Annotated in this window: 18 protein-coding genes and 2 pseudogenes; 14 read left to right on the top strand and 6 right to left on the bottom strand. The window is 68.9% G+C overall.

The features are described 5' to 3' along the window. Window positions 1-14: 14 nt before the first annotated feature. The 3 genes from MJQ72_RS22575 to MJQ72_RS22565 are packed head-to-tail and all read left to right on the top strand — an operon-like array spanning window position 15 to window position 2,231. Window positions 15-314: a phosphopantetheine-binding protein gene (locus MJQ72_RS22575; RefSeq protein WP_240592961.1), complete on the top strand. Its 300-nt coding sequence runs from the start codon at window positions 15-17 to the stop codon at window positions 312-314. Between the two features lie 4 nt (window positions 315-318). After that, window positions 319-1,104, top strand: a complete 786-nt coding sequence (locus tag MJQ72_RS22570; protein WP_240592960.1) for an alpha/beta fold hydrolase — start codon at window positions 319-321, stop codon at window positions 1,102-1,104. Next, the gene (locus tag MJQ72_RS22565) at window positions 1,101-2,231 is read left to right on the top strand and encodes a glycosyltransferase (protein ID WP_240601392.1); all 1,131 of its coding nucleotides are present in this window, start codon (window positions 1,101-1,103) and stop codon (window positions 2,229-2,231) included. Before MJQ72_RS22570 ends, MJQ72_RS22565 begins: the two co-directional genes overlap by 4 nt. A 345-nt stretch (window positions 2,232-2,576) precedes the next feature. Here MJQ72_RS22565 and MJQ72_RS22560 read toward each other — a convergent pair whose 3' ends face one another. Further along, window positions 2,577-3,431 (bottom strand): ABC transporter permease, encoded by an 855-nt coding sequence (locus tag MJQ72_RS22560; protein WP_240592959.1) that lies wholly within the window; start codon window positions 3,429-3,431, stop codon window positions 2,577-2,579. Then, the gene (locus MJQ72_RS22555; protein ID WP_240592958.1) at window positions 3,428-4,372 is read right to left on the bottom strand and encodes an ATP-binding cassette domain-containing protein; all 945 of its coding nucleotides are present in this window, start codon (window positions 4,370-4,372) and stop codon (window positions 3,428-3,430) included. The genes MJQ72_RS22560 and MJQ72_RS22555 overlap by 4 nt, the downstream gene beginning before the upstream one ends. A 415-nt stretch (window positions 4,373-4,787) precedes the next feature. Between MJQ72_RS22555 and MJQ72_RS22550 the strand changes: the two are divergent. The 10 genes and pseudogenes from MJQ72_RS22550 (at window position 4,788) to MJQ72_RS22505 (ending at window position 13,907) form a co-directional block, all read left to right on the top strand. Further along, window positions 4,788-5,590: pseudogene (locus MJQ72_RS22550) on the top strand (MlaE family ABC transporter permease). A gap of 4 nt (window positions 5,591-5,594) precedes the next feature. Beyond that, entirely contained in the window at window positions 5,595-6,434 is an 840-nt protein-coding gene (locus tag MJQ72_RS22545) for an ABC transporter permease (RefSeq protein ID WP_007033208.1), read from the top strand. Then, a complete protein-coding gene (locus MJQ72_RS22540) occupies window positions 6,431-7,654 on the top strand; it encodes an MCE family protein (RefSeq protein ID WP_240592957.1) in 1,224 nt (407 codons plus the stop codon). The genes MJQ72_RS22545 and MJQ72_RS22540 overlap by 4 nt, the downstream gene beginning before the upstream one ends. After that, window positions 7,651-8,664, top strand: coding sequence for an MCE family protein (locus MJQ72_RS22535; protein WP_240592956.1), 1,014 nt, complete (start codon window positions 7,651-7,653; stop codon window positions 8,662-8,664). Before MJQ72_RS22540 ends, MJQ72_RS22535 begins: the two co-directional genes overlap by 4 nt. Then, a complete protein-coding gene (locus MJQ72_RS22530; RefSeq protein WP_240592955.1) occupies window positions 8,661-9,671 on the top strand; it encodes an MCE family protein in 1,011 nt (336 codons plus the stop codon). The genes MJQ72_RS22535 and MJQ72_RS22530 overlap by 4 nt, the downstream gene beginning before the upstream one ends. Then, window positions 9,671-10,600 (top strand): annotated as a pseudogene (locus MJQ72_RS22525) (MCE family protein); the annotation flags it as partial. The gene MJQ72_RS22530 and the pseudogene MJQ72_RS22525, both read left to right, overlap by 1 nt. 70 nt (window positions 10,601-10,670) lie before the next feature. Further along, a complete protein-coding gene (locus tag MJQ72_RS22520; RefSeq protein WP_240592954.1) occupies window positions 10,671-11,648 on the top strand; it encodes an MCE family protein in 978 nt (325 codons plus the stop codon). After that, window positions 11,648-12,748 carry an MCE family protein gene (locus MJQ72_RS22515; protein ID WP_240592953.1) on the top strand — a complete coding sequence of 367 codons (1,101 nt, stop codon included), beginning with the start codon at window positions 11,648-11,650 and terminating at the stop codon, window positions 12,746-12,748. Before MJQ72_RS22520 ends, MJQ72_RS22515 begins: the two co-directional genes overlap by 1 nt. Window positions 12,749-12,753: 5 nt before the next feature. Further along, window positions 12,754-13,257, top strand: a complete 504-nt coding sequence (locus tag MJQ72_RS22510) for a hypothetical protein (RefSeq protein ID WP_240592952.1) — start codon at window positions 12,754-12,756, stop codon at window positions 13,255-13,257. Window positions 13,258-13,268: 11 nt separating this feature from the next. Next, window positions 13,269-13,907 carry a hypothetical protein gene (locus MJQ72_RS22505; RefSeq protein WP_240592951.1) on the top strand — a complete coding sequence of 213 codons (639 nt, stop codon included), beginning with the start codon at window positions 13,269-13,271 and terminating at the stop codon, window positions 13,905-13,907. Between the two features lie 372 nt (window positions 13,908-14,279). Here MJQ72_RS22505 and MJQ72_RS22500 read toward each other — a convergent pair whose 3' ends face one another. The 4 genes from MJQ72_RS22500 to MJQ72_RS22485 form a co-directional block, all read right to left on the bottom strand. Next, on the bottom strand, window positions 14,280-15,524 hold the full coding sequence (locus tag MJQ72_RS22500) for a CdaR family transcriptional regulator (protein WP_240592950.1): 1,245 nt from the start codon (window positions 15,522-15,524) through the stop codon (window positions 14,280-14,282). Window positions 15,525-15,654: 130 nt separating this feature from the next. Next, window positions 15,655-16,845, bottom strand: coding sequence for a helix-turn-helix domain-containing protein (locus MJQ72_RS22495; RefSeq protein ID WP_240592949.1), 1,191 nt, complete (start codon window positions 16,843-16,845; stop codon window positions 15,655-15,657). A 339-nt stretch (window positions 16,846-17,184) separates the two neighbouring features. Next, window positions 17,185-18,174: an alpha/beta fold hydrolase gene (locus MJQ72_RS22490; RefSeq protein ID WP_240592948.1), complete on the bottom strand. Its 990-nt coding sequence runs from the start codon at window positions 18,172-18,174 to the stop codon at window positions 17,185-17,187. 341 nt (window positions 18,175-18,515) lie between these two features. Further along, entirely contained in the window at window positions 18,516-19,736 is a 1,221-nt protein-coding gene (locus MJQ72_RS22485; protein WP_240592947.1) for a CdaR family transcriptional regulator, read from the bottom strand. A gap of 314 nt (window positions 19,737-20,050) precedes the next feature. On the opposite strand from MJQ72_RS22485, the gene MJQ72_RS22480 reads away from it, so the two are divergent. Next, on the top strand, window positions 20,051-21,247 hold the full coding sequence (locus MJQ72_RS22480) for a CdaR family transcriptional regulator (RefSeq protein ID WP_240592946.1): 1,197 nt from the start codon (window positions 20,051-20,053) through the stop codon (window positions 21,245-21,247). Window positions 21,248-21,627 lie beyond the last annotated feature (380 nt).

Raw genomic sequence — 21,627 nt, 5'->3', positions numbered from 1 at the left:
GCAAGGAGCAGAGCATGACGATCGAACAGCAGAGCCCGGCGTCGGTCTTCGGCACCGTGGCCGAGTTGCTGAAGGAACTGGTCGGGGACACCGACGTCCTCGGCATCGAGATCACCCCGCGGACCACCTTCCACGAGGATCTCGGCCTGGAGAGCATCGACCTGGTGACCTTCGCGAGCATCCTCGCCGAGTTCTTCGGCGAGGACGTCAATCTCGCGGAGTTCCTGGCGGAGAAGGATCTCGACGACGTGATCGGGCTCCGGGTCGGCGACATCGCCGACTACGTGGCCGCCCGGCTCGGCGAACGGGGCTGAGAAGGTGCCGACGATGACCGTGAACGGGCTGCGCACCAACGTGCAGCTCGTGCCCGGCGGGGGTACGGAGACCGTGGTGTTCCTGCACGGGATGGGCACCGACAGCCTGGCGAGCTTCTACCTCACGCTGGCCCCGCCGGTGGCCGCCGCCGGGGTGGACGTGATCAGTTACGACCTGCGCGGCCACGGCAAGACCGAACGCCCGGAGCGCGGGTACACGATCGCGGATTTCGTCGCCGATCTCGACGACCTGCTCGACCAGCTCGACCTCGACCGGCCCGTGCACCTGGTCGGCAACAGTTTCGGCGGCACCCTCGCCTACAGCTACGCCGTGGCGAAACCGGAACGGGTGCGCAGCATCGTGTGCATCGAGTCGGAGCCCGCCACCGAACTGTGGGCGGGCAAGATGTCGCAGATCCTCGAACACACCGTGCGGTTCTTGAAGGTCGAGGAGAGCTTCGACTGGATCGAGGCCAACTACAGCGCGCATCACCGGCGGCTGGCGAGAATGGCGGCCGAGCGGATCATGTCCACGTCGATGGCCGAGGAGGTCCCGCTCGGGCCCTTGCTGACCCTGGACCAGGTGGCCGGGATCGGCTGCCCCGTACTGTCCATTTTGGGCAGTCACGGCTACCAGGCCGACGATCTCACCGCGCTGACCTCGTTGCTGCCCCGCGGCGAGCTGCACGTGTTCGAGGGACAAGGGCATTCGGTGCTCGTCGAGCAGCACCGTGAGGTCCGGGAGCTGCTGCTGAAGTGGATCGACCGGCACGGGAGGCCGCGCGGATGAAGTACCTGCTGGTCGTCCCGCCGCTCACCGGGCATGTCGCGCCGTTGCGCGCGGTGGCCGCCGAGCTGGTGGGCCGCGGCCACGACGTCGCCTGGTGCGGCCCGGAACCGACGACGTCCGAACTGACGCGGGCGGGCCGGGTGTACGCGGCGGGTGACGCGCTGGAGTTCGCCGTCGAGCGGCGTCCCGACGGCCTGCGCGGGTTCGCGGCGCTGAAGTACCTGTGGGAGCGGTATCTGGTCCCGCTCGCGGACGCGATGGTCCCCGGGGTCGAGAGGGCGGTGGAGGCTTTCCGGCCCGATGTCGTACTCGCCGATCAGCAGGCTTTCGCGGGCGCCCTCGTGGCGAGCCGCCGTTCCCTGCCGTGGGTGACGTCGGCGTCGACGTCCACCGAACTCGGGGATCCGCTGGGCGCCATGCCGAAGATCGCCGCTTGGGTCGACGGACTGCAGGAGGGGCTCCGCGTTCGGCACCAGGTGTCGTGCGGGGATCTGCGGTTCTCGCCGGATCTCATCCTGGCGTTCACCACCGTGTCGCTGACGGGGCCGATCGCCGACGTCGGCGCGGTCCGGTTCGTCGGCCCCGCGCTGGCTCCCGCGCCGCCGGTGGGTTTCTCGTGGGACCGGCTCGACGGCCGCCCGCTCGTCATCGCCACCCTCGGCACCGCCAACGCGGCGCTCGGACGGCGTTTCCTGTCCGAATGCGTCGACGCCCTCGCCGGGATGCCGGACGTCCAGGGCCTCGTCGTCGACCCGACCGGCGAACTGCTCAGCGACGAAGTGCTGGTCGTCAAGCGGATCCCGCAGGCGGAAGTGGTGCGGAAAGCGGCGGCGGTGATCTGTCACGGCGGGCACAACACGGTGAGCGAGACGCTGGCTTCCGGGCTGCCCCTGGTGATCGCGCCGATCCGGGACGACCAGTCGATGCTGGCTCAGCAGGTCGAGGCGGCCGGCGCCGGGCTGCGGCTGCGCTTCGACCGCGCGAAGGCGCCCGACATCCGCCGCACGGTCACCGAGGTGCTGGCCGAACCCGCCTACGCCGCGTCCGTCGCGCGGGTGCGGGCCTCCTTCGCGGCGGCCGGGGGAGTCGTGGCGGCCGCGGACCACCTGGAGTCCCTTCCGGGCTGACGTCCTCCGCGCGTATTTGAGGGTTAAGGCAAACGTGGCGTGTTCTCGGATGGGTCAGTGGTGGGCTGAAGGCTCCCTTCGCCGCGTCTAATGCGGTGAAGGGAGCCTTCGGCCCTGGTCAAGAGCGGGCCGGGTCGTGAGTGGCGTTTCGGGCCCGCCACGAGTCGTCCGCCTGGACACGCGTGTCGTCCATCCAGTCACACGAAACCGCCCGACATGCCACCTTTGTCTTACCCCTCAATAACTCGCGTGCTTGGAGCTGTATCTCGCGTGCTTGGAGGCGTAACTCGCGAGTTACGCCTCCAAGCACGCGAGATACGCCCCTGATCACGCGAGTGCGGAGTTTCAGGTCATCGGGGTGACGTCCCGTGGCGTCCGGAAGGTCCGGGCCGCGATCCATCCGCCGGCGGCCGCGGCCACGGCGGCGATCGCCAGAGACACCGGGATCGACCAGCCCGACGGACGCCCGAGGGCGAGCGCCCTGGTCGCGTCGATCGCGTAGGTGAGGGGGTTGAGCGCCGAGACCATCCGCAGCCAGGACGGCATCGTCTCCAGCGGCATGTACGCGCTGGAGGAGAACATCAGCGGGAACATCACCACGAACGACGCCATCTGCAGGGTCTCGGCCTTGCGCAGCCAGGTCGTGATGGCGACGAAGATCCAGCTCAGGCACCAGCCGACGACGAGCGTGAGCAGCAGCGCCGCGGTGATACCGAAAACGCCGCCGGTCGGCCGGAAACCCAGCAGCACCACGCTGGCGAGCGCGGTCACGAGCAGTTGCACGCCGAGCCGGGCGGAATCCGAGATGGTGCGCGCCACCAGGACGGCGGAAAGGCTGATGGGCATGCACCGGAGGCGTCCGGTGAAGCCGCTGTAGATCTCCGCGAGTAGGCCGGCGCCCGAACTCATCGCCGTGGTCATCGCGATGTTCACCAGTGTCGCGGGGACGAGGAAGTTCACGTATCCCTGATACGCCGCGACGCCGGGCAGTGTGCTGACCCCGGTGAAGACCTGGCTGAACAGCAGGAGAAGCACGATCGGTTGCAGCAGCCCGAAGAACACCAGCCGACGGTCGCCGAAAGCCGTCTTCAGCGATCGGACCGCGAGCACTCGGACCTGGGTGGCGAACGTGCTCGGCGGCCAGGTCGCCGGATTGGTCAGCACCGGTTGCGACGGTGCGCGGTGCCGTGCCTCGGTCATGGCGTGGCCGCCGGATTCCGGTGCAGCGAAAGGTAGACGTCGTCGAGTGTCGGCTCGGCGACGGTGAGGTCCTTCATCGGTGCGCCCGCCGCGTCGAGCGCGCGGACCAGCACCGTGATGTCGGCGGGCCCGGACAGCGCGACACCGATCACCAGCCCGGAGGCCGACGTCGTGCAGCCCATGCCGAGCCGGTGCAATGCGGCCAGTGCCCGGCGGGCGGCCAGGTCGGTGCCGAAGGTCAGCGTCGCGGTCCTTTCCCCGAGCCGCGCCTTCAGCTCCGACGGCCGCCCGGAAACCGTGACGTGCCCCAGCCCCAGCACGATGACGTGATCCGCCAGTCTGTCCGCCTCCTCCAGATACTGCGTGGTGAGCACGACGGTGGTGCCGCGCGCGGCGAGCCGTTCGACGCCGTCCCAGAGCCCCGCCCGGCTGAGCGGGTCGAGCCCGGTGGTCGGTTCGTCGAGGAAGAGGACGTCGGGGGAGCCGACGAGGCCGGCGGCCAGATCTAGCCGTCGCCGCATCCCGCCGGAGTACGTCCGCGCGGGCCGGTCCGCCGCGTCGTCGAGACCGAACATGGCGAGCAGTTCGGCCGCGCGGGCCCTGGCCTGTCGCCGGTTCGCGCCCAGCAGCCTGGCGACGAGTTCGAGGTTGCCGCGGCCGGACAGCGCGTCGTCGACCGCCGCGAACTGGCCGGTGACCCCGATCCGCCGCCGGACGTGATGCCCGGCGCGCACGACGTCGAAGCCGCACACCTTCGCGCTTCCGCCGGTCGGCTTGACGCGGGTGCTGAGGATGTCGATCAACGTCGTCTTGCCCGCGCCGTTGTGGCCGAGCACCGCGAGCACGGTGCCGCGGCCGACCCGGAGACTGACGCCGGCGAGGGCCGTCACTTCACCGTAGTGCTTGGCGAGGCCGGTCACCTCGATGGCAGCCTGCTCCATTCGCCGAACGTAGCGGTGTTTTCGGTGCGGCCGCAATGAAAGCGAGAGGACTCAGGGTGTGCGTGACAATTCCGCGGCCGCGGCGGCTGACGGGGGTGACAAAAGCGATCACCTGCGGTCTCGTGAGTGGCAAGGACGGTTAGAACCGTCATTACCACTCACGAGACACAAGGCAAAACAGTTACGCCCATAACAACCTTGACCCCTCCCTGCCACACCATTATCGAATTACTTGTCTCCCTGATCTTCCGCCAGTAGCGTGCTGCACGAGTTGGCCGTTCGGCCGGAGAAGTAGAAGTGAGGAAGCCCGAATGTCAGTGATGACCGGGCGCGTTCCGCGCGCCTTCCTGCTCCCGGCGGCGCTGGGACCGGAGGCGCTTTCCCCGGCTTCCGTCCGCGGATACGGAGCCTGACGATGGCCAATCCAGTCGCCCTCCTCGCCCGCGCGCCGGAGAAGGCCGCCGCCGGGCTTCGCGAATTCGGCCGCATGTGCGCCATGGGGATCGACGTCGTCCTCGCGATGTTCCGTCGTCCGGTGCAGATCCGCGAGTTCATCCAGCAGTTCTGGTTCATCGCGAGTGTGTCGATCACGCCCGCGATCCTCGTGTCGATCCCGTTCGGCGCGGTCATCTCGCTGCAGCTCGGTTCGCTCACGAGCCAGATCGGCGCGCAGCAGTTCAACGGCGCGGCGAGCGTCCTCGCGGTGGTGCAGCAGGCCAGCCCGATCGTGACCACGTTGATCATCGCGGGAGCGGGCGGGTCGGCGATCTGCGCGGATCTCGGCGCCCGCTCCATCCGCGAGGAGATCGACGCGATGGAGGTGCTCGGTGTCTCGCCGATCCACCGGCTGATCGTGCCCCGTGTGCAGGCGGCCATCGGCGTTTCGGTGCTGCTGAACGGTTTGGTCAGCGTCGTCGGCGTGCTCGGCGGCTACTTCTTCAACGTCATCGTGCAGGGCGGCACCCCGGGCGCGTACCTCGCGAGTTTCAACGCCCTGGCCCAGCTGCCCGACCTCGTGATCAGCTCGATCAAGGCGTTCATCTTCGGTTTCCTCGCCGGCGTCGTCGCGGCTTACCGGGGACTGAACCCCGAGGCGGCCCCAAGGGCGTCGGCGACGTCGTCAACCAGTCGGTGGTGATCACGTTCCTGCTCCTGTTCTTCGTCAACACGATCCTGACCGCGCTGTACCTGCAGCTCGTCCCCGCGAAGGGAACCTGATCCCGTGACCAGCGTCCCCGAACGGGCCCGCGAGGCGTTCAAACGCCCCGGCAACAGTCTTTTCGAGCTGGGCGACCAGTTGCTGTTCTACATCCGCGCGCTCGCGGCGATCCCGATGGCCGTCACCCGCTACTTCCGCGAAGTGGTGCGCCTGCTCGCCGAGGTGACCTTCGGCAGCGGGGCGCTCGCGGTGATCGGCGGCACCGTCGGCGTGATGGTCGGCCTGTGCGTGTTCACCGGGATCACGGTGGGGTTGCAGGGTTTCAGCGCGCTGAACCAGATCAACATCTCCGCGATGACCGGCTTCCTCACCGCGTACTTCAACACCCGCGAGATCGCGCCGCTCTCGGCGGGGCTCGCGTTGTCCGCGACGGTCGGCGCCGGGTTCACCGCGCAACTGGGCGCCATGCGGATCTCCGAGGAGATCGACGCGCTCGAAGTGATGGCCGTGCGCAGCATGCCGTACCTCGTCACCACCCGGATCGTGGCCGGGTTCATCGCGATCATCCCGCTCTACGTGATCGGCCTGCTGATCTCGTACCTGGGCTCGCGGGTGACGACGGTGGTCTTCTTCGGACAGTCCGGCGGGACCTACGACCACTACTTCTCCCTGTTCTTGCCTCCTGAAGACGTGTTGTGGTCGTTCGGCAAGGTGCTCGTGTTCAGCGTCGGCGTCATCCTCACGCACTGCTTCTACGGCTATCGCGCCGCGGGCGGCCCGGCCGGCGTCGGGGTCGCGGTCGGCCGTGCCGTGCGGACGTCGATCGTGCTGATCAGCGTGCTCGATCTCTTTCTCAGCCTGGCGATCTGGGGCGCGACCACGACGGTGAAGGTGTCCGGATGAGCGCGCGGGCACGGACGCAGGCGGCAGGGGTGATCTTCCTCGTCATCCTGGTGCTGCTCGGCTGGCTCGCCGTCGGCATCTTCAACAAGGACTTCGACCGCGCTGAGCTGGTCACGCTCAAGGCCGACCGGGTCGGCAACCAGCTGGCCCCGCCCGCCGAGGTCAAGGTCCGGGGCGTGCCGTTCGGTGAGGTCAGGGCCGTCCGGGGTACCGCGGACGGCGCGGAGATCGATCTGGCGATCGACCCGGCGAAGATAGATCAGCTGCCGCGTAACGTCTCGGCCAGGCTGCTGCCGAAGACCGTGTTCGGCGAGCGCTATGTCAACCTCGTGCTCCCGGACCGGCCAGCCGGAGGCTCGCTGCGGGACGGCGACGTCATCGGGCAGGACAGGTCGGCCAACGCGATCGAACTGGAACGCGTCCTCGGCGATCTGCTGCCCTTGCTGCGCGCGGTGCAGCCGCAGAAGCTGAACAGTTCACTGGGCGCGATCTCGCTCGCGCTCGACAACCGCGGGAAGTCCTTGGGGGACAGCATCGTTCAGCTCAACGACCTGCTCAACCAGGTGAATCCGCTGATGCCGCAGTTCAAGGCCGACGTCAGCGGTCTCGCCGACGTGGCGGATCTGTACACCGGTGCGGCGCCGGACATCCTCAAGGCACTCTCGGACCTTTCCACGACCGCCAAGACCATTGTGGACACTCGCGGGGACCTCGACAAGCTGTACACGAGCGTCACCACCGCGAGCGGCGATCTGAACAAGTTCCTGGTGCAGAACAAGGACAACATCATCGGCGTCAGCGTGAAGAGCAGGCCGACCCTGGAACTGCTGTCCCGGTACTCACCCCAATTCCCCTGCCTGTTCGACGCGGTCAACCGGCTCAAACCGGTGATGGAGAAGGCCTTGGGCAAGGGCACCGGGGAACCCGGGCTGCACGTGACGCTGTCCGTCCACGACCCGCGCGACAAGTACGTGCCGGGCCGGGACGATCCGCGGTTCGACCAAAAGGGCGGGCCGCGCTGCTATGGCGGGGGCGGGTCTTCGGTGGCGGTCGCGTTCGCCGCCGATGGGGACCTCGGTCCGGCCAATTCGAAGGGGGAGCGGGGGCTGGTCGCCGAGATCCTGGCGCCGTCGCTCGGGATGAAGCCGGCCGAGGTCCCGGACTGGAGCAGTGTGCTCGTGGGCCCGGCGTTACGCGGTACGGAGGTGACCGTCCGATGAGGAGTGTCGCGGGCCCGGCGATCAAGGGCCTGATCTTCTTCGTGATCACCGCGGTGGCGACCGGGATCCTGGCGATCACCATCGCCAACTCCGGGGTCGGCACGACGGTCGGCTACACCGCGAGGTTCACCGACGCCACCTCGGTCAACCCCGGCGACGAGGTCCGGATGTCCGGTGTCCGCATCGGCCAGGTGGATTCGGTCGGGGTGGTCGAGCGGCGGCTGGCGGATGTGCGGTTCTCGGTCGAGAACAAGCGACGGCTCACCGCCGGTGCCACGGTCACCATCAGGTACCGCAACCTCGTCGGGCAGCGGTACCTGTCGATCGACCCGGGCCCCGCCGGGCCTGCCGTGCTGGAGGAAGGCGCGCTGATCCCGCCGGAGCGGACCCATCCGGCGCTGGACCTCACCGCGTTGTTCAACGGGTTCAAACCGCTGTTCCAGGCGCTTTCGCCGAGCGACGTCAACCAGCTGTCGTTCGAGATCGTCCAGGTGCTGCAGGGTGAGGGGAGCACCATCGACAGCCTGATCGAGCACACCGCTTCGCTCACGAACACCCTGGCGGGCAAGGACCAGGTGATCGGCCAGGTGATCGGGAACCTCAACACGGTGCTCGACACGCTCAACTCGCAGGGCGACCAGTTCGACAAGCTCGTCGACGTCACCGCGCAGCTGGTCTCCGGGCTCGCCGGCGACGCGAAACCGATCGGGCAGGCGATCGGCGGGCTCGGCGAGCTCACCACCGCCACCGCGGATCTGCTCCAGGACGGCCGCGCACCGTTGAAGGACAGCATCAACACCCTTGGCGACCTGTCGAAGAACCTCGCTGACAACACTCCGGTGTTCGAGCAGTTCCTGGGGAACCTGCCCAAGAAGCTGGACCGCATGGGCGCGATGGTCTCGTACGGTTCGTGGTTCAACTTCTACCTGTGCTCGGTGAAATCGGACGCGCCGCCCGCCCCCGGCGGCCCGCCGGTCGGTATCCCGCTGACCCAGGGACGGTGCCGGTGAAAGCGCCGAGGATCAAACCCTTCCGCAGCCGCAATCCCATCGTCGTGGGCGCTGTCACGGCCCTGTTGATGACCATCGCCGGCTCGGCGGTGTTCTTCTCCGACGACCTCCCGCTGATCGGCGGCGGCACCACGTATGCGGCCGAGTTCACCGAAGCGGCCGGGCTCAAACGCAACGACGAGGTCCGGGTCGCCGGGGTGAAGGTCGGGGAGGTCTCCGACGTCCTGCTGGACGGTGCCAAGGTCAAGGTCCTGTTCCGGGTCAAGGACACCTGGGTCGGCAACCGCACCACCGCGTCGATCAAGATCAAAACCCTGCTGGGGCAGAAGAACCTGGTCCTCGATCCGGTCGGCAACGCGGAACTGGACCCGGACGAGCCGATCCCGGTGCAGCGCACGAGTTCCCCGTACGACGTCACGACCGTCTTCAACGACCTCGCGAACACGGTGGGCGCGATCGACACCGATCAGCTGGCGAAGGCGTTCGGCACGCTGTCGGAAACCCTTGGTGCCTCCGCCCCGCAGGACGTCCGGACCGCTTTCGACGGCATCACCGCGCTGTCCAAGACGCTCGCTTCCCGGGATCAGGAGCTGGTGAAGCTGTTCCAGAACACGAACAAGGTGTCCAAGACGCTCGGGGATCGCTCGCAGCAGATCGAGGCGCTGATCCGCGACGGCAACACGCTGCTCACGGAGCTGAACGCGCGCAAGGACGCGATCGCGAAGCTGTTCAGCGGAGTGAAGAACCTGTCGATCCAGCTCAAGGGACTGGTGGCGGACAACCAGAAGACGCTCGGTCCCGCGCTCGACCAGCTCGATCGCGTCGCCACCGTGCTGCTGCGCAACCAGGACAAGCTCAACGAGAGCCTGCGGCTGGCCGGCCCCTTCTACCGGCTGCTCGGCAACGCGGTCGGCAACGGCCGGTGGATCGACACCTACATCTGCGGGCTCGTGCCGACCGGCGGCACGCCGGGCAGCTGCATGCCTTCGAGGCAAGGGGGACGCTGATGGGACGCCATTTCACGCTGACTGATCTCGGCGCCCACGCGCGGCGGCGGGCCTGGCTGCGGCGGCTCGCGGTCGCCGTCGTCGCCGGTCTGCTGGTGACGGCGGCCTGGCCGCTGCTGACCAGGCAAGCCGACCGTGTGCTGACCGGGTTCTTCACCGCGACCGTCGGGGTGTATCCGAACACCGAGGTACGGGTGCTCGGCGTCCCGATCGGTTCGGTCACCAAGGTCGAACCGCGCGGCACGAACGTCGAGGTGACCATGACGGTGCGGCCCGACGTCAAGCTGCCCGCCGACGTCGGCGCCGTCGTGATCACGCCGAGCCTGGTCGCCGACCGGTACGTGCAGCTCACCCCGGTGTACCTCGGCGGGCCGGAGCTGGGCGGCGACGCGCGGATCCCGCCCGAGCGCACCGTCACCCCGGTCGAGGTCGACGAGCTCCTGGGCAGCCTCAACCAGCTGATGACCGCGCTGGGGCCGAAGGGCGCCAACCGGGACGGCGCGGTCAGCGACGTCCTCACCAAGGCCGCGACCTATCTCGACGGAAACGGCGGCAAGCTCGGCGAGGCGATCAAGAATCTCGGCGAGTTCGCCAGGACGGCGAGCGACTCCAAGGACGACCTGTTCACCTCGGTCGACAACATCAGCAAGTTCACCGCGATGCTCGCCGCGAACGACGGCAAGGTGAAACAGGCGATCCAGCAGATCTCCTCGCTCAGCAAGATCCTGGCCGATCAGCGGGACCAGTTCTCCGGCGCGATGACCGAGCTCACTGAGGCGCTCAGCGTGGTGCAGGGCTTCATCAAGGACAACCGGGGCAAGGTCAAGTCCGATGTGGACAAACTCGCCGAGATCACCAAGCTGCTCAGCCAGCAGAAGGCCTCGCTGAGCGAGGCGCTCGACGCCGCGCCGAACGCGCTGGCGAACGTGCTCGGCGCGTACAACCAGGGCGCGGGAACGCTGGACGGGCGAGGGAACATCACCGAATTCTCGGGGCGAAATGAAAACCCGGCTCGCTGCGGTCCTGGTCCTCGTGCTGGCGGCCACCGGCTGCAGCGACGGTGTGGACGTCTACGACATCCCGCTGCCGGGCGGCGCCGCGCTGGGGGAGCGCCCGATCCACGTCACGGCCAGTTTCACCAACGTGCTGGACCTCGTGCCCCAGTCCGGGGTGAAGGTCAACGACGTCCCGGTCGGCCAGGTGCGGACCGTCGATCTGGCGCCGGACGGCCGCAGCGCGGTGGTCGGCCTGCTCATCAGCGGGGACGTGAACCTGCCCGCCAACGCCGTCGCGCGGCTGCGGCAGGCGAGCATCCTCGGCGAGAAGTTCGTCGAGCTCGCGCCACCGCCCGAGGGGACACCGAGCGGGCGGCTGGTCGACGGCGCGGTGATCCCGCTGGCCAGCTCTTCGCTGACCCCGGAGATCGAGGAGGTCTTCGGCGCGCTTTCCCTGCTGCTCAACGGCGGTGGCGTCGCGCAGGTGCAGAACATCACCCGTGAACTCAACGCCGCGCTCGGCGGCAAGGAGAGCGCGGCACGCAGCCTTCTGTCCAATTTGGACGTGTTCGTCCGCGGGCTGGACGAGCACAAGGCGGAGATCACCCGCGCCATCGAGAGTGTCAACAAGCTCGCGGCGACCCTGAACGCGAACACCGAAGAGATCAAGGCGACCCTGAACGGGCTCACGCCGGGGATCGAGGTCCTGAACCAGCAGCGTCAGGCGCTGGTCGGGATGCTGAAGTCGTTGGACGGGCTCACCTCGGTCGCGGTCGACACGGTGAACCGCAGCAAGGACGATCTCGTCGCCGACCTCAAGGCGCTCGAACCGCTGCTGCGGAAGCTGGCCGAATCCGGGGACAAACTGCCGAAGGCGATGGAGATGATCTTCACCTTCCCGTTCCCCGACGCCGCGCTCGAGGCCATCCGCGGTGACTACCTGAACACGTTCCTGACCTTCAAGAACAGTGGTGGCCGCTGATGTTGACCAAGTTCGTCCGCGTGCAGCTGGTGGTCTTCGTGACCATCGCGGTCCTCGGCGTCGCGTATGTCGGCGCGACGTACGCGGGGCTGGACAAACTGGTGCTCGATCGCGGGTACACCGTCAAGGTGCGGCTCGCGACCGGCGGGGGCATCTTCAGCAACGCCGAGGTCACCTATCGGGGCGTGCCGATCGGCAGGGTCGGCGAACTGCGGCTGACCGCCTCCGGGATGGAGGTGGACCTCGAAATCGAGCCGGGCGGCCCGGATGTGCCCGCGGACACCGAAGCCGTCGTCGCCAACCGGTCCGCGGTCGGCGAGCAGTACGTCGATCTGCGGCCGCGCCGCGACAACGGGGCCATGCTGCGGGACGGTTCGGTGATCGCCGAGGCGGACACGAAGATCCCGCTGCCGGTGGACGTCGTCCTGTCCAGTGTGGACTCTTTCGCGAACTCGGTGCCGAAACCGGCCCTGCGGACCGTGGTCGACGAGCTGTACAACGCGACGTCCGACGCGGGCCCGGCGCTGGATCAGCTCGTCGGCAGGGGGATCGAGTTCGTGCGGGAGGCGAGCGCGCACGTCGGCCCGCTGACCAGGCTCGTGACCGACGCGCAGACCGTGCTCGACACCCAGGTCTCGCAGGCGGACGCGATCCGCTCGTTCGGCGCGAACGCGAAACTGCTCGCCGCGACGTTGAAGAGCTCCGACGGCGATCTGCGACGGCTGATCCCGGCCGTCCCGGCGGCCGCGAACGAGATCAGCACCCTGCTGCGGGAGACCGGCCCGAGCCTTGGCATCCTGCTGGCGAATCTGCTGACCACCGCGGACGTGCTCGAAACCCGGCAGGACGGCCTCGAGCAATTACTGGTCACCGCGCCGAAAGCGGTCGCCGCCGGGCACGCGATCATGGGGCCGGACGGCGCGCACGTCGGCCTCTCGCTGACGTTCTTCGATCCGCCGCCGTGCGTCACCGGCTACGGGACCGGCTATCGCGACGGACTCGACACTGCGCCGCGTCCACTGAACACCGCGGCGCGCTGTGCCCTGCCGAAGGGCAACCCGACGAACGTGCGTGGCTCGCAGAACGTGCCCAGGAGGTGAAGGCCATGACTCGGATCGTGGCGTTTCTGGCAGCGGTCGCCACCGCGGCGGCGGCCTGGTTCGGCTACTCGTGGTGGGACGCGAGCCACGACGACGGCGTCGCGCGGGCCACGGTCCGCGACGAGGCCTTGCAGGCGGGCAGGCAGTCGGTCGCGGCACTGACCACTTTGGACTACCGGCAGGCCGAGCAGGGCTACCAGAACTGGCTGAACCTGTCCGGCGGCGCGCTGCACGAAGAGCTGGCGCGGGACCGTGAAGGCGGCCTCGGCCGGATCGGCCAGGCGAAAACCGTCACCACCGGCCGGGTCGTCGACGCCGCGGTGACCGAAGTGGACAGTGGCGGCGGGACGGCCGAGGTGATCGCTTCGGTCGAGCTCGAGGTGCGGTCCGAGGGCGGGGAAGCCGTGACCAAGCACAACCGGTTCCGCGCCGGCCTGAACCGGACGCCGGACGGGTGGCGCGTCACGTCACTCGGCCAGGTGCCGGTGACCGACACCGGAAAGCCCTGACGGAGGACACGATGACCACGAAACGAGCCGACAAACCGGCGCGGCGCGCGGTGAAGGTGGCCGGGAAGATGGGCGGGAGCACCCGGGTTCTCGAAGCGCCTGCCGAGGAAACCGCTGCCGAGGAGACTCCTGAGGCGCCGGTCGTCGTTCCGGTGCGGCGGCGGGGAGCGATGGTGTTCGGCGCGGTCGCGCTGGCGATGGCGGGCCTCGCGGGGTGGTTCGCGATCGAGGCGCGGGACGCGACGGCGGCGCTGACGCACAACACCGCGCTGACCGACGTCGCCACCACCGCGGAGGTGGGCGACCAGATCGGCAAGGCGCTCGGCACGGTCTTCTCCTACCGCTACGACGACCCCGCCAAGAGCGAGCAAGCCGCGAAAGCGGTCCTCACCGGGCCGGCGCTGGGACAGTACGACCAGCTGTTCGCGCAGGTCCGGGGGCTCGCTGCGGAGCAGAAACTGGTCGTGACCTCGACCGCGGTGGTCTCGGGCGTCAAGGTCCTCGACGGGGACCGGGCGTCGCTGCTGGTGTTCCTGGACCAGACCGGTGTGCGCGGGGACGGGCAACGCAGTACGGGCGCGGCTCAGCTGAGCGTCAACGCGGAACGGGCCGAGGGGAAGTGGCGGATCACCGCTTTGGCGGCCGCTTGATGCGACCGGAAGCCGAGTACCTGACCGGAGGGGTCGCGACACCGGCGCCTCTCGCGGAACCCGAGACGCGCCAGCGCGTGTAGGGACCCTTCACATGGCGTCGGCTGGTACTTGAGGGTGACCGGGCGGACGGAACGGGCGGCGCCTGATCGCTAACGGATACCCGACGTCGCGGAGCGGTAACTGGTGACTGTGTGGATTTCGGTGCGTCAGGTGACCTGAAATCCACACGGTTCGGCATGAGCCTGCTGTGAGCGGTCGCCTTGGTGAGGGGTGTGTGGAAATAGGGACATTCAACGTCCCTATTTCCACACACCCCTCACTCAACGCAACGAGTTCCCCTCAGCCGCTCCCCTGAGTGACCGGAATCCGTCAAGAAGGAGCAGCCCGCAAAGCCAGGATCATCTCGAACCGCCGCTCCGGATCCCGCAGCCCGTCCGCGAACAGTGCCTCCAGCTCCTGAGCGCGGGAACGCACAGTCTGCGGGTGCACCGCGAGCCGCTCCGCCACCTCGCGGACGTTTCCGCAGGTCTCCAGCCACGCCAGCAGCGTCCCGGCCAGCCGCGAATGCTGCTTCCCGGTCAACCCGGCCAGCGGCCCGAGCCGTTCCCGGACGAGCTCGGCGGCCAAGAACGGTTCCTTGAGCAGCCACAGGCGCGAAAGATGGTCGACGCACCACGTCACGGGTTCGTCCACGAGCGCGCCGGAGTCGACGAGCCGCAGGGCTTCCCTGGCGGCCCGCAAGGAACGGGCCGCGAACACGGGTGGGACCGCGGGGCCGATCGCGGCCCGCGTGCCCGCCAGGGCTTCGGCGAATCGCTCCCGTTCGTCCGGTTCCGGAGCGGGCAGCAGCAGACAGGGGGAGGTGCTCTCGAAGTCGGCGAGTGCGGTCGAGGCGGCCGGTGGGGCCTCGTCCGAAGGCTGGTCGAGGGCCACGGCGACGAGCAGGTCCGGTAGCTGCCAGCGGGCCAGGTCGGCGGCGTGTTTGACGACCTCGGGAGGCGACGGGGGTTCGGCGAGCAGGAGTTCCATCAGCCGGTGCCGCCGGCGCTCCAGTGCGCCGGCGGCCTTTTCCCGCGCCTCCGCGTGACCCTCGACCGACAGCGCCGAAAGCTCGTCGATGTAGGCGAAGATGGCTTCCGCGAGCAGGCACAGCGTCGCGGAAGGCACTCCCGCGCGGCGCCCCACCTCGGCCATCCGGCGCCAGGTCACCCTGGCGCCCACCCGGTAGGCCGCCTGGAGGACGTCGACGTTGCGGCCCTGATGGAACTCCTGGACACCCAGGCTCACGAACACGCTCCGCCGGTCCTCCGGCGGAGCCTCGGGGTTCCCGAGGCGCTCGAGGAACTGCACGAACGCCATCTGCACGCCGGTCTTGAGCGCCTTCCCGAACGCGCCATCGAGCGGCCGCGCGTACTCGGGGATGGTCCGCTGGATCTCCCGAACCACCTCCCCGGCCGTATCGGCCAGCACCGGCCGGAACACGGTCGCCAGCTCTCTCGGCAGCAGCGCCCAGAGCTGGACCGGACGCCCGCTCGACCCACCCGGCCGGGCGGGCGTGAGCAGCGGACCGTACGTCGCCTCGACCCCGCTGCGGGCGTCCTGCGGTCGGGTCACCTCGTCACCTCGTTGTGAGTGGGAAACGCTGATCTGTCAGAGCCGCGGATCGCTCCGGAAAGGCGACCGGACGCCGCCGTGGCAGGGCGCTCGGATGGCGCCCTGCCGACGTCGATTCACCGACGAGTACTCAGTCCTCGGCGAGCAGGGCCTCCGCGCGCAGGGCGATCTCCATGTCGAGCCGGTCGTCGGCGTTGTTCAACCGGTCGCCGAAGAGATCGATGAGCTGGTGCATGCGGTACCGGACGGTCTGCGGGTGGACCTTGAGTTTCTTCGCGATCTCCGGAGCGCTGCCCCGGGACTGGAGCCAGATCAGCAACGTCTCGCCGAGCCGCGCCCGCTGTTTGGGGGTGAGGTCGTCGAACGGGGCGAGGCTGCGCGTGCACAGCTCACGGACCAGGAACTCGTCGGCGAGCAGCCACAGGGTGGACAGGTGATCGCTGTACCGGGTGACCGGATTGTCCGGCAGCACCCCGCGCTGGACCAGCCGCAGCGTGCGGCGGGCCCACAGCAGGGAGCGCGGCGCTTCGGTGAGCCGCACGGCCGGGCCGATCACCGCGCGCCAGCCGGGAAGCCGCTCGGCGAGGTCCTTCAGGTGCTTTTCCGGGTCGCCGGTGACCAGGCAGGGCTTCGGACCTTCGAAGTCGACCAGGACGTCGGCGTCCAGGTCTGCGCTGTCGGGGTCCAGCGGGCCGAGCCGTCGCTCGAGTGCGACGACCGTGACCTCGGTGGGCAGCGCCCACTGGGCGTTCGCGGCGTGCGACGCGATCGACTGCGGTGAGGACGGGGGATCGGAGAGCATCAGTTCGAGCAACCGGCGCCTGCGTCTGGCCCTGGTGCCCGCCGCCCGTTCCTGAGCGGCCGTGTAGCCCTCGATGGACAGTGCGGAAATCTCGTCCACGTAAGCGAAAATCGCTTCGGCGGCGGTGCACAGGAGATCGGCGTCCGCTCCGATCGCCTGCCCGAATTCCGAAACGTGCCGCCACGCGACACGGCCGCCGACGCGGTAGGCCGTCTGAAGGCAGTCGAGACTACGGCCTTCGCTGAATTCGACCTTCCCGAGGTTGCGGAACACGGCCGACCACTTGTCGAGCGGCGCCGTCCCCTGACCGACGGTATCGAGGCAGTGCAGGATCGCCTGCCGGATACCCTGCGTGATCATCTGTCCGAACGCGCCTTCCAACGGCTGCGCGTACTCGGGAACGGCTCGTTGCACCTCCTGCAGGATGGCTCGTGCCAAGGGGTCGGCCCGCGGCCGGAACCGCTCGCCCAGGTCTCTGGGCAGTGACGCCCACAGTCCATTCGCACCGGTGCTGCGCACAGGTCGGTTCTCCACTGGGGTTCTCGGTGCCGGCGTGAAGGCGCGCGGTCGCTGGACCGGACCCGGTGGCTGGCGGTGCGGGGTGGCGGGGTGACGCACGTCGGGGTCGGGTCGTGCGGTCCGCAGATCGTGCCGCGAGAATCCGGTATCCAAGTCGGTCATGTTTTTATCCTTGCTGGCAACAAAATCAGCCTCTTCAACGGTGAAGCCGATCCAGATTTTGTGGCTCACGCAACATAAAATCCGGCCGAGAGGACTGTCAACGGCTGGCGGGAGCTTGATCGGCCACCTGGATGGACTACACCCGAACGGGTGGTCGGATCCGGCGACGAGTGACATTTAGGCGGGCCTGAGATGGCGTCCGGGTGACAACTTTTCCGGGACGTTTCCGGGCGCTTCCGCCGCCTCGCTGGCGCGGATGAGCACCTCGACGACCTCGTCCAGGGTCAACCGGGCGGGCGCGGTCGCGGCGAGGAAGCGTTCGAGCTCGCCGGCGAACCGAGCCGGGTCGGCCACATGTGGAAAGTGTTTCGCATTTTTGAACACGGTCAATCGGCTGTCCGGCAGCACTTCGGCGGTCTTGTGGCCGTGGGCGACCGGGATGAGCGGGTCGCGCGCGCCCCAGACGACGAGGGTGGGCACCTCCCGGGCGAGATAGAGCTTGTCGATCGCGCTCGCGCGCTGACCCCTGAGGTCGATCAGGCTGCGCGCGATGGACAGGAATGCCCGGCGCCTGCCCGGGTCGGCCAGTGACGCAAGGTGACGTGTCAGCTCCCTGGTCTCGGGGGAAAGTTTCCCGCCGAGGGAGCGGCAGGCCGCGGCGAGTCCGTGCGCGATCGTGACGGTGACCGGGTTGACCGCGAGGGTGAGTGTCGCATTGGCCCCAGGCAGCGCCGTCGCGCGCAGTACCGGGGACACCTGCGGGCCGAGTCCACCGCTGTCCACGAGCACCAGCCGGGCGCACATCTCCGGGAACTGGTAGGCGAACTGCATCGCGATCCCGCCGCCGAGAGAGTGCCCGACGATGGTCGCGTGCCGGTTCCGGGTGAGCGCGAGGACGTCGCGCACCACGCTGGCCATCGCGCCGAGGCCGTAGTCGGCCCGCGGGGCGGCCGAATCGCCGTGGCCGGGAAGGTCCGGGACGAGGACGTGGCGCCCGAACCCGCTTCGCTCGAAGTGGTCGAGCAACGGGATCCAGGTCTCGCCGCTGCCCGAGATCCCGTGCAACAGCACGAGCGGCTCGCCCTCGGTGTCCTTTGTGGACGGAACGTATTCCCGCAGCCGGATTTCCCTGCCGTGCAGGGTCAGTATGCGCGCTTGGAGGGCCATGTCCCGCCTTTCCGTTGTCGGGCGTCAAAATAACGTGTGGAACGCCGGGTTCGTCAGCGTGTCGCGGGACACGTCCGGCGATTGCGACCCGGGTGACAAGAATTCGGGGAACGACCACGAGGCGGATGCCAAAACCGGCGGCCTCGGTCTATTGCGCATCGACATTTTCCCACCGTCCCGGTATTCAGGAAAGCGTCGGTAAACACCCGTCACCACGGGGAGAAACGCAATGGCCTGCCGGGCGGACTTCCACGTCGACCAGCCGAGGGCGAAGCACGCCCGCCGCGGCCTCCGCTGGGTGCTCCCCACCGTGCGGCCACCGGAACGCCGGGTCCGGCGCGTCAGGTCCCTGGCGTCCCTTCGTCGCGGCGGTGAGCGCGCATAAGGCGCCGCGCGCGCAGCGCGAGCTGCATGTTCAACCGGTCGTCGGCGTCCCTGAGGCGGTCGCCGAACAGATCCTCCAGCTGGCGGAGGCGGTTCCGCACAGTCTGCGGGTGCACGCCGAGCCGCTGCGCGATCTCCGGTGCCCCGCCGCGGGTTTCCAGCCACGCCAGCAGGGTTTCGCTGAGCCGCTCCTGCTGTTTCTCGCTCAGCGAGGTGAACGGGTCGAGGCTCTGCTTGGCGAGTTCGGCCCCGAGGAAGTCTTCGGCGAGCAGCCACAGTGTGGCGAGGTGATCCCGGCACCAGACGACCGGGCCGGGGGCGTCCTCGCCGGTCAGCAGAAGCGCGCGGCGGGCGGTGCGGAGGGCGGCCGGGGCGTCGGACAGCGGTACGACGGGGGAGACGGCCACGCGCCAGCCGTCCAGCGCGTCCTTCAGTGGGGCGAGGTCGGCGTCGGGATCCGCGGTGAGCAGGTACGGCTCCGCGGTGTCGAGGTCGGCCAGCACCGTGTCGCCGAGGAGGTGGGCCGGAAAGGCGGGCGCGCCCGCGGCGCGCTTGAGGGCGACCATCGCGGCGGCACTCGGCACCCGCCAGCCCGCGCCGTCGGCCAGGCTGGCGATGCTGCCCGCCGAGCCTTCCGGTGCCTGGGCGATCAGCTCCAGCAGGCGGCGGCGCCGGAGCGGGATCGCCCCCGCCGCCCTGGCTTCCGCCTGCTGGTAGCCCTCGATCGTCGTGGCGCAGAGTTCGTCGACGTAGACGAAGACGGATTCCGCCGCGAGCGCGATGACGTCGGGGCCGGCGCCGAGCCCGCGCACGATGGGCCGCATCGCCCGCCACGCCGCCCGCGCGCCGACGGTCACGCTGTCGTGCAACGGTTCCAGGCTCCGGCCCTCGGCGAACTCCATCCGCCCGCGCAGGCGGTAGAAGTCGATCCAGCGGTCGTGGGGCAGGTCCGGATCGCCGATGCAGTCGACGTAATGCCGCACCGCCCGCTCGCAGGAAACGACCAGGACGCGGCCGAAGACGCCGCGCAACGGCTGCGCATACGCGGTGACCGACCGCTGCACCTGCTTGACCATCGCGGCCGCGGCGTGCCCGGTATACGGACGCAGTTCTTCGCCGAGCGAACGCGGCAACGTCGCCAGCATGCCGAAACCGCGGTACTCGACCACCAAGACCACCCTTTGATTTTCCTCGAACCGGGGAGGGAAACATGAATCCGTTTGCATAACCACGTCGGAACGACGGGAACGGTGCCGGGCTGTTTGTACTGGATCGGCGGACGGCCTGTACCCCGAATGTGACGTTGAATTTGCAACGGAAAGTCGTGACGCTCAGCCACGTGACAACGGACGGGTGTTTCGGTGTGACGTCTTTTGACACGGATGTGGCGACGGTTCTACGCTCCGTGCATTCGAGTGCGCCGGTGGCGCGCGGACGAAAGGGAATTGGTGCCCGTAATCGTCGGCCGACTTCTCAACGGGGGATCGCACACGTGAGCTGGCAGCCCGTCGGCGCCCTCTGGGCACGCCTGCCGAGGGAACTCGGCGACGCCGTCCGCCCGCGGATCCCGGCGATCGCCCGGCACTGCGTCGAAGGCGTGGTGTCCGAGATCGGTGAATGCGCCGAGGTGTTCAGTGACGGCGAGGCCCGCGCGGCGGCCGTCGAGCTGACCAGGCGCAGTATCGAACGCGCCATCGACAGGGTCGGCGTCCCCGAACTGCTGCAGAACGACCTCCTGGTCGATTTCCGCGCACAGGGCAGGATCGCGTTCCATCAAGGACTCAGCCGGGAAGCCGCGCAGGCGGCGTTCAGGGTCTCGAGCCGGGTGCTGTGGCGTTCGATCGCTTCGATCGGCCGTCAGCTCCAGCTGCCCGGCGACGTCCTCTACGGCGCGGCCGAGTGCCTTTTCGGCGACGTCGTCGAGGTGACGATGGCGCTGGCCGACGGCTACAACGCCGCACAGGCGGAAGCGACAGGGCCCGCGGAGCAGCGCGCGCGGTTGTTCCGGCTGCTGGCCGGCGGCACCGGGTACAGCCAGGCCGACGCCGGCGCGCTCGCCGTCGCCATCGGCTGGCGCATCCCGGACCGGATCACGGCGGTCGTCTTCACCGCGTCACCCGGAGCGCCCTCGTTCCCGGCGGGGCTGCTGCCCTCGGCGGTTCCCGTGGATCTCGTGTCCGATATGCCCGGCGCGCTGGTGGCCTGTCCCGAAGCCGACCTGAGCGGTCTCCGGGAGCTGCCGTCCGGCTGGTCGGCGACCGTCGGGGTCTCCGTTCCGATCGCGCAGGCCGCCGAGTCGTACCGGATCGCGCGCCGCGCGTCCGAGCTCGCCCAGCGGGGGATGATCACCACGGTCGGCCCGGTGCTGTGGTGCGAGGAGCACATCACCACGCTGCTGTTGCTCGCCGACGAATTCCTGCTCGACCGGCTGGCGGGCGAGGCGCTGGAACCGTTGTCGGGGCTGGCGCCGCGTCAGCACGACGAGCTGTCGGCGACCCTGCTCACGCAGGTGCAGACGCGCGGGAGCGCGCCCGAGATCGCCCGGCAGCTCGCCGTGCATCCGCAGACGGTGCGGGCGCGGCTGCGGCGGCTTTCCGAGTTGTTCGGGGAGCGGCTGGACGATCCGGATCAGCGGCTGCGGATCGAGCTGGCGTTGCGCGCGGAACGGCTGCGGCCCGCCGACGTCTGACGGTCTTTGTCCACAAAGGACACTGGGTCGCGTGACCGGATGGACGGCACGCGTGTCCAGACGGACGGCTCTGGGTCACGCGTGTGGCGTCCGTCCAGTCACGCGTGTCGTCCGTCTGATCACGTGCAATCGCCGAACTGACACGCCGCACTCACGTGATCGAAGGCGGAACTCGCGTGATCAGAGACGGAAACACCCCGAGTGCGGCCTCCAAGCACGCGAGTCCCGTCTCTGATCACGCGAGTCGCGTCTTTGCGCACGCCGCGCGTCCTGTGTGCCCAGTCCGTGAAGGCCTCCTTGAGGGACCCAGAGTCCCTCAAGGAGGCCTTCACGGACTTCGGACCAGTAGGTACATAGGACACAGTTGGCTTAAGCCACTC

Origin of the sequence: Amycolatopsis sp. EV170708-02-1, assembly GCF_022479115.1 — a bacterium.
GTDB lineage: Bacteria > Actinomycetota > Actinomycetes > Mycobacteriales > Pseudonocardiaceae > Amycolatopsis.
Note: the sequence above shows the minus strand (reverse complement) of the source record. Positions and strands in the feature narration are given on the sequence as shown.

Excerpts from the sequence above, each read along its gene's own strand:
- MJQ72_RS22555 (WP_240592958.1), bottom strand. The coding sequence starts at position 4,372 with ATGGAGCAGGCTGCCATCGAGGTGACCGGCCTCGCCAAGCACTACGGT.
- MJQ72_RS22515 (WP_240592953.1), top strand. The coding sequence starts at position 11,648 with ATGTTGACCAAGTTCGTCCGCGTGCAGCTGGTGGTCTTCGTGACCATC.
- MJQ72_RS22520 (WP_240592954.1), top strand. The coding sequence starts at position 10,671 with ATGAAAACCCGGCTCGCTGCGGTCCTGGTCCTCGTGCTGGCGGCCACC.
- MJQ72_RS22490 (WP_240592948.1), bottom strand. The coding sequence starts at position 18,174 with ATGGCCCTCCAAGCGCGCATACTGACCCTGCACGGCAGGGAAATCCGG.
- MJQ72_RS22505 (WP_240592951.1), top strand. The coding sequence starts at position 13,269 with ATGACCACGAAACGAGCCGACAAACCGGCGCGGCGCGCGGTGAAGGTG.
- MJQ72_RS22540 (WP_240592957.1), top strand. The coding sequence starts at position 6,431 with ATGAGCGCGCGGGCACGGACGCAGGCGGCAGGGGTGATCTTCCTCGTC.
- MJQ72_RS22535 (WP_240592956.1), top strand. The coding sequence starts at position 7,651 with ATGAGGAGTGTCGCGGGCCCGGCGATCAAGGGCCTGATCTTCTTCGTG.
- MJQ72_RS22510 (WP_240592952.1), top strand. The coding sequence starts at position 12,754 with ATGACTCGGATCGTGGCGTTTCTGGCAGCGGTCGCCACCGCGGCGGCG.
- MJQ72_RS22575 (WP_240592961.1), top strand. The coding sequence starts at position 15 with ATGACGATCGAACAGCAGAGCCCGGCGTCGGTCTTCGGCACCGTGGCC.
- MJQ72_RS22560 (WP_240592959.1), bottom strand. The coding sequence starts at position 3,431 with ATGACCGAGGCACGGCACCGCGCACCGTCGCAACCGGTGCTGACCAAT.
- MJQ72_RS22565 (WP_240601392.1), top strand. The coding sequence starts at position 1,101 with ATGAAGTACCTGCTGGTCGTCCCGCCGCTCACCGGGCATGTCGCGCCG.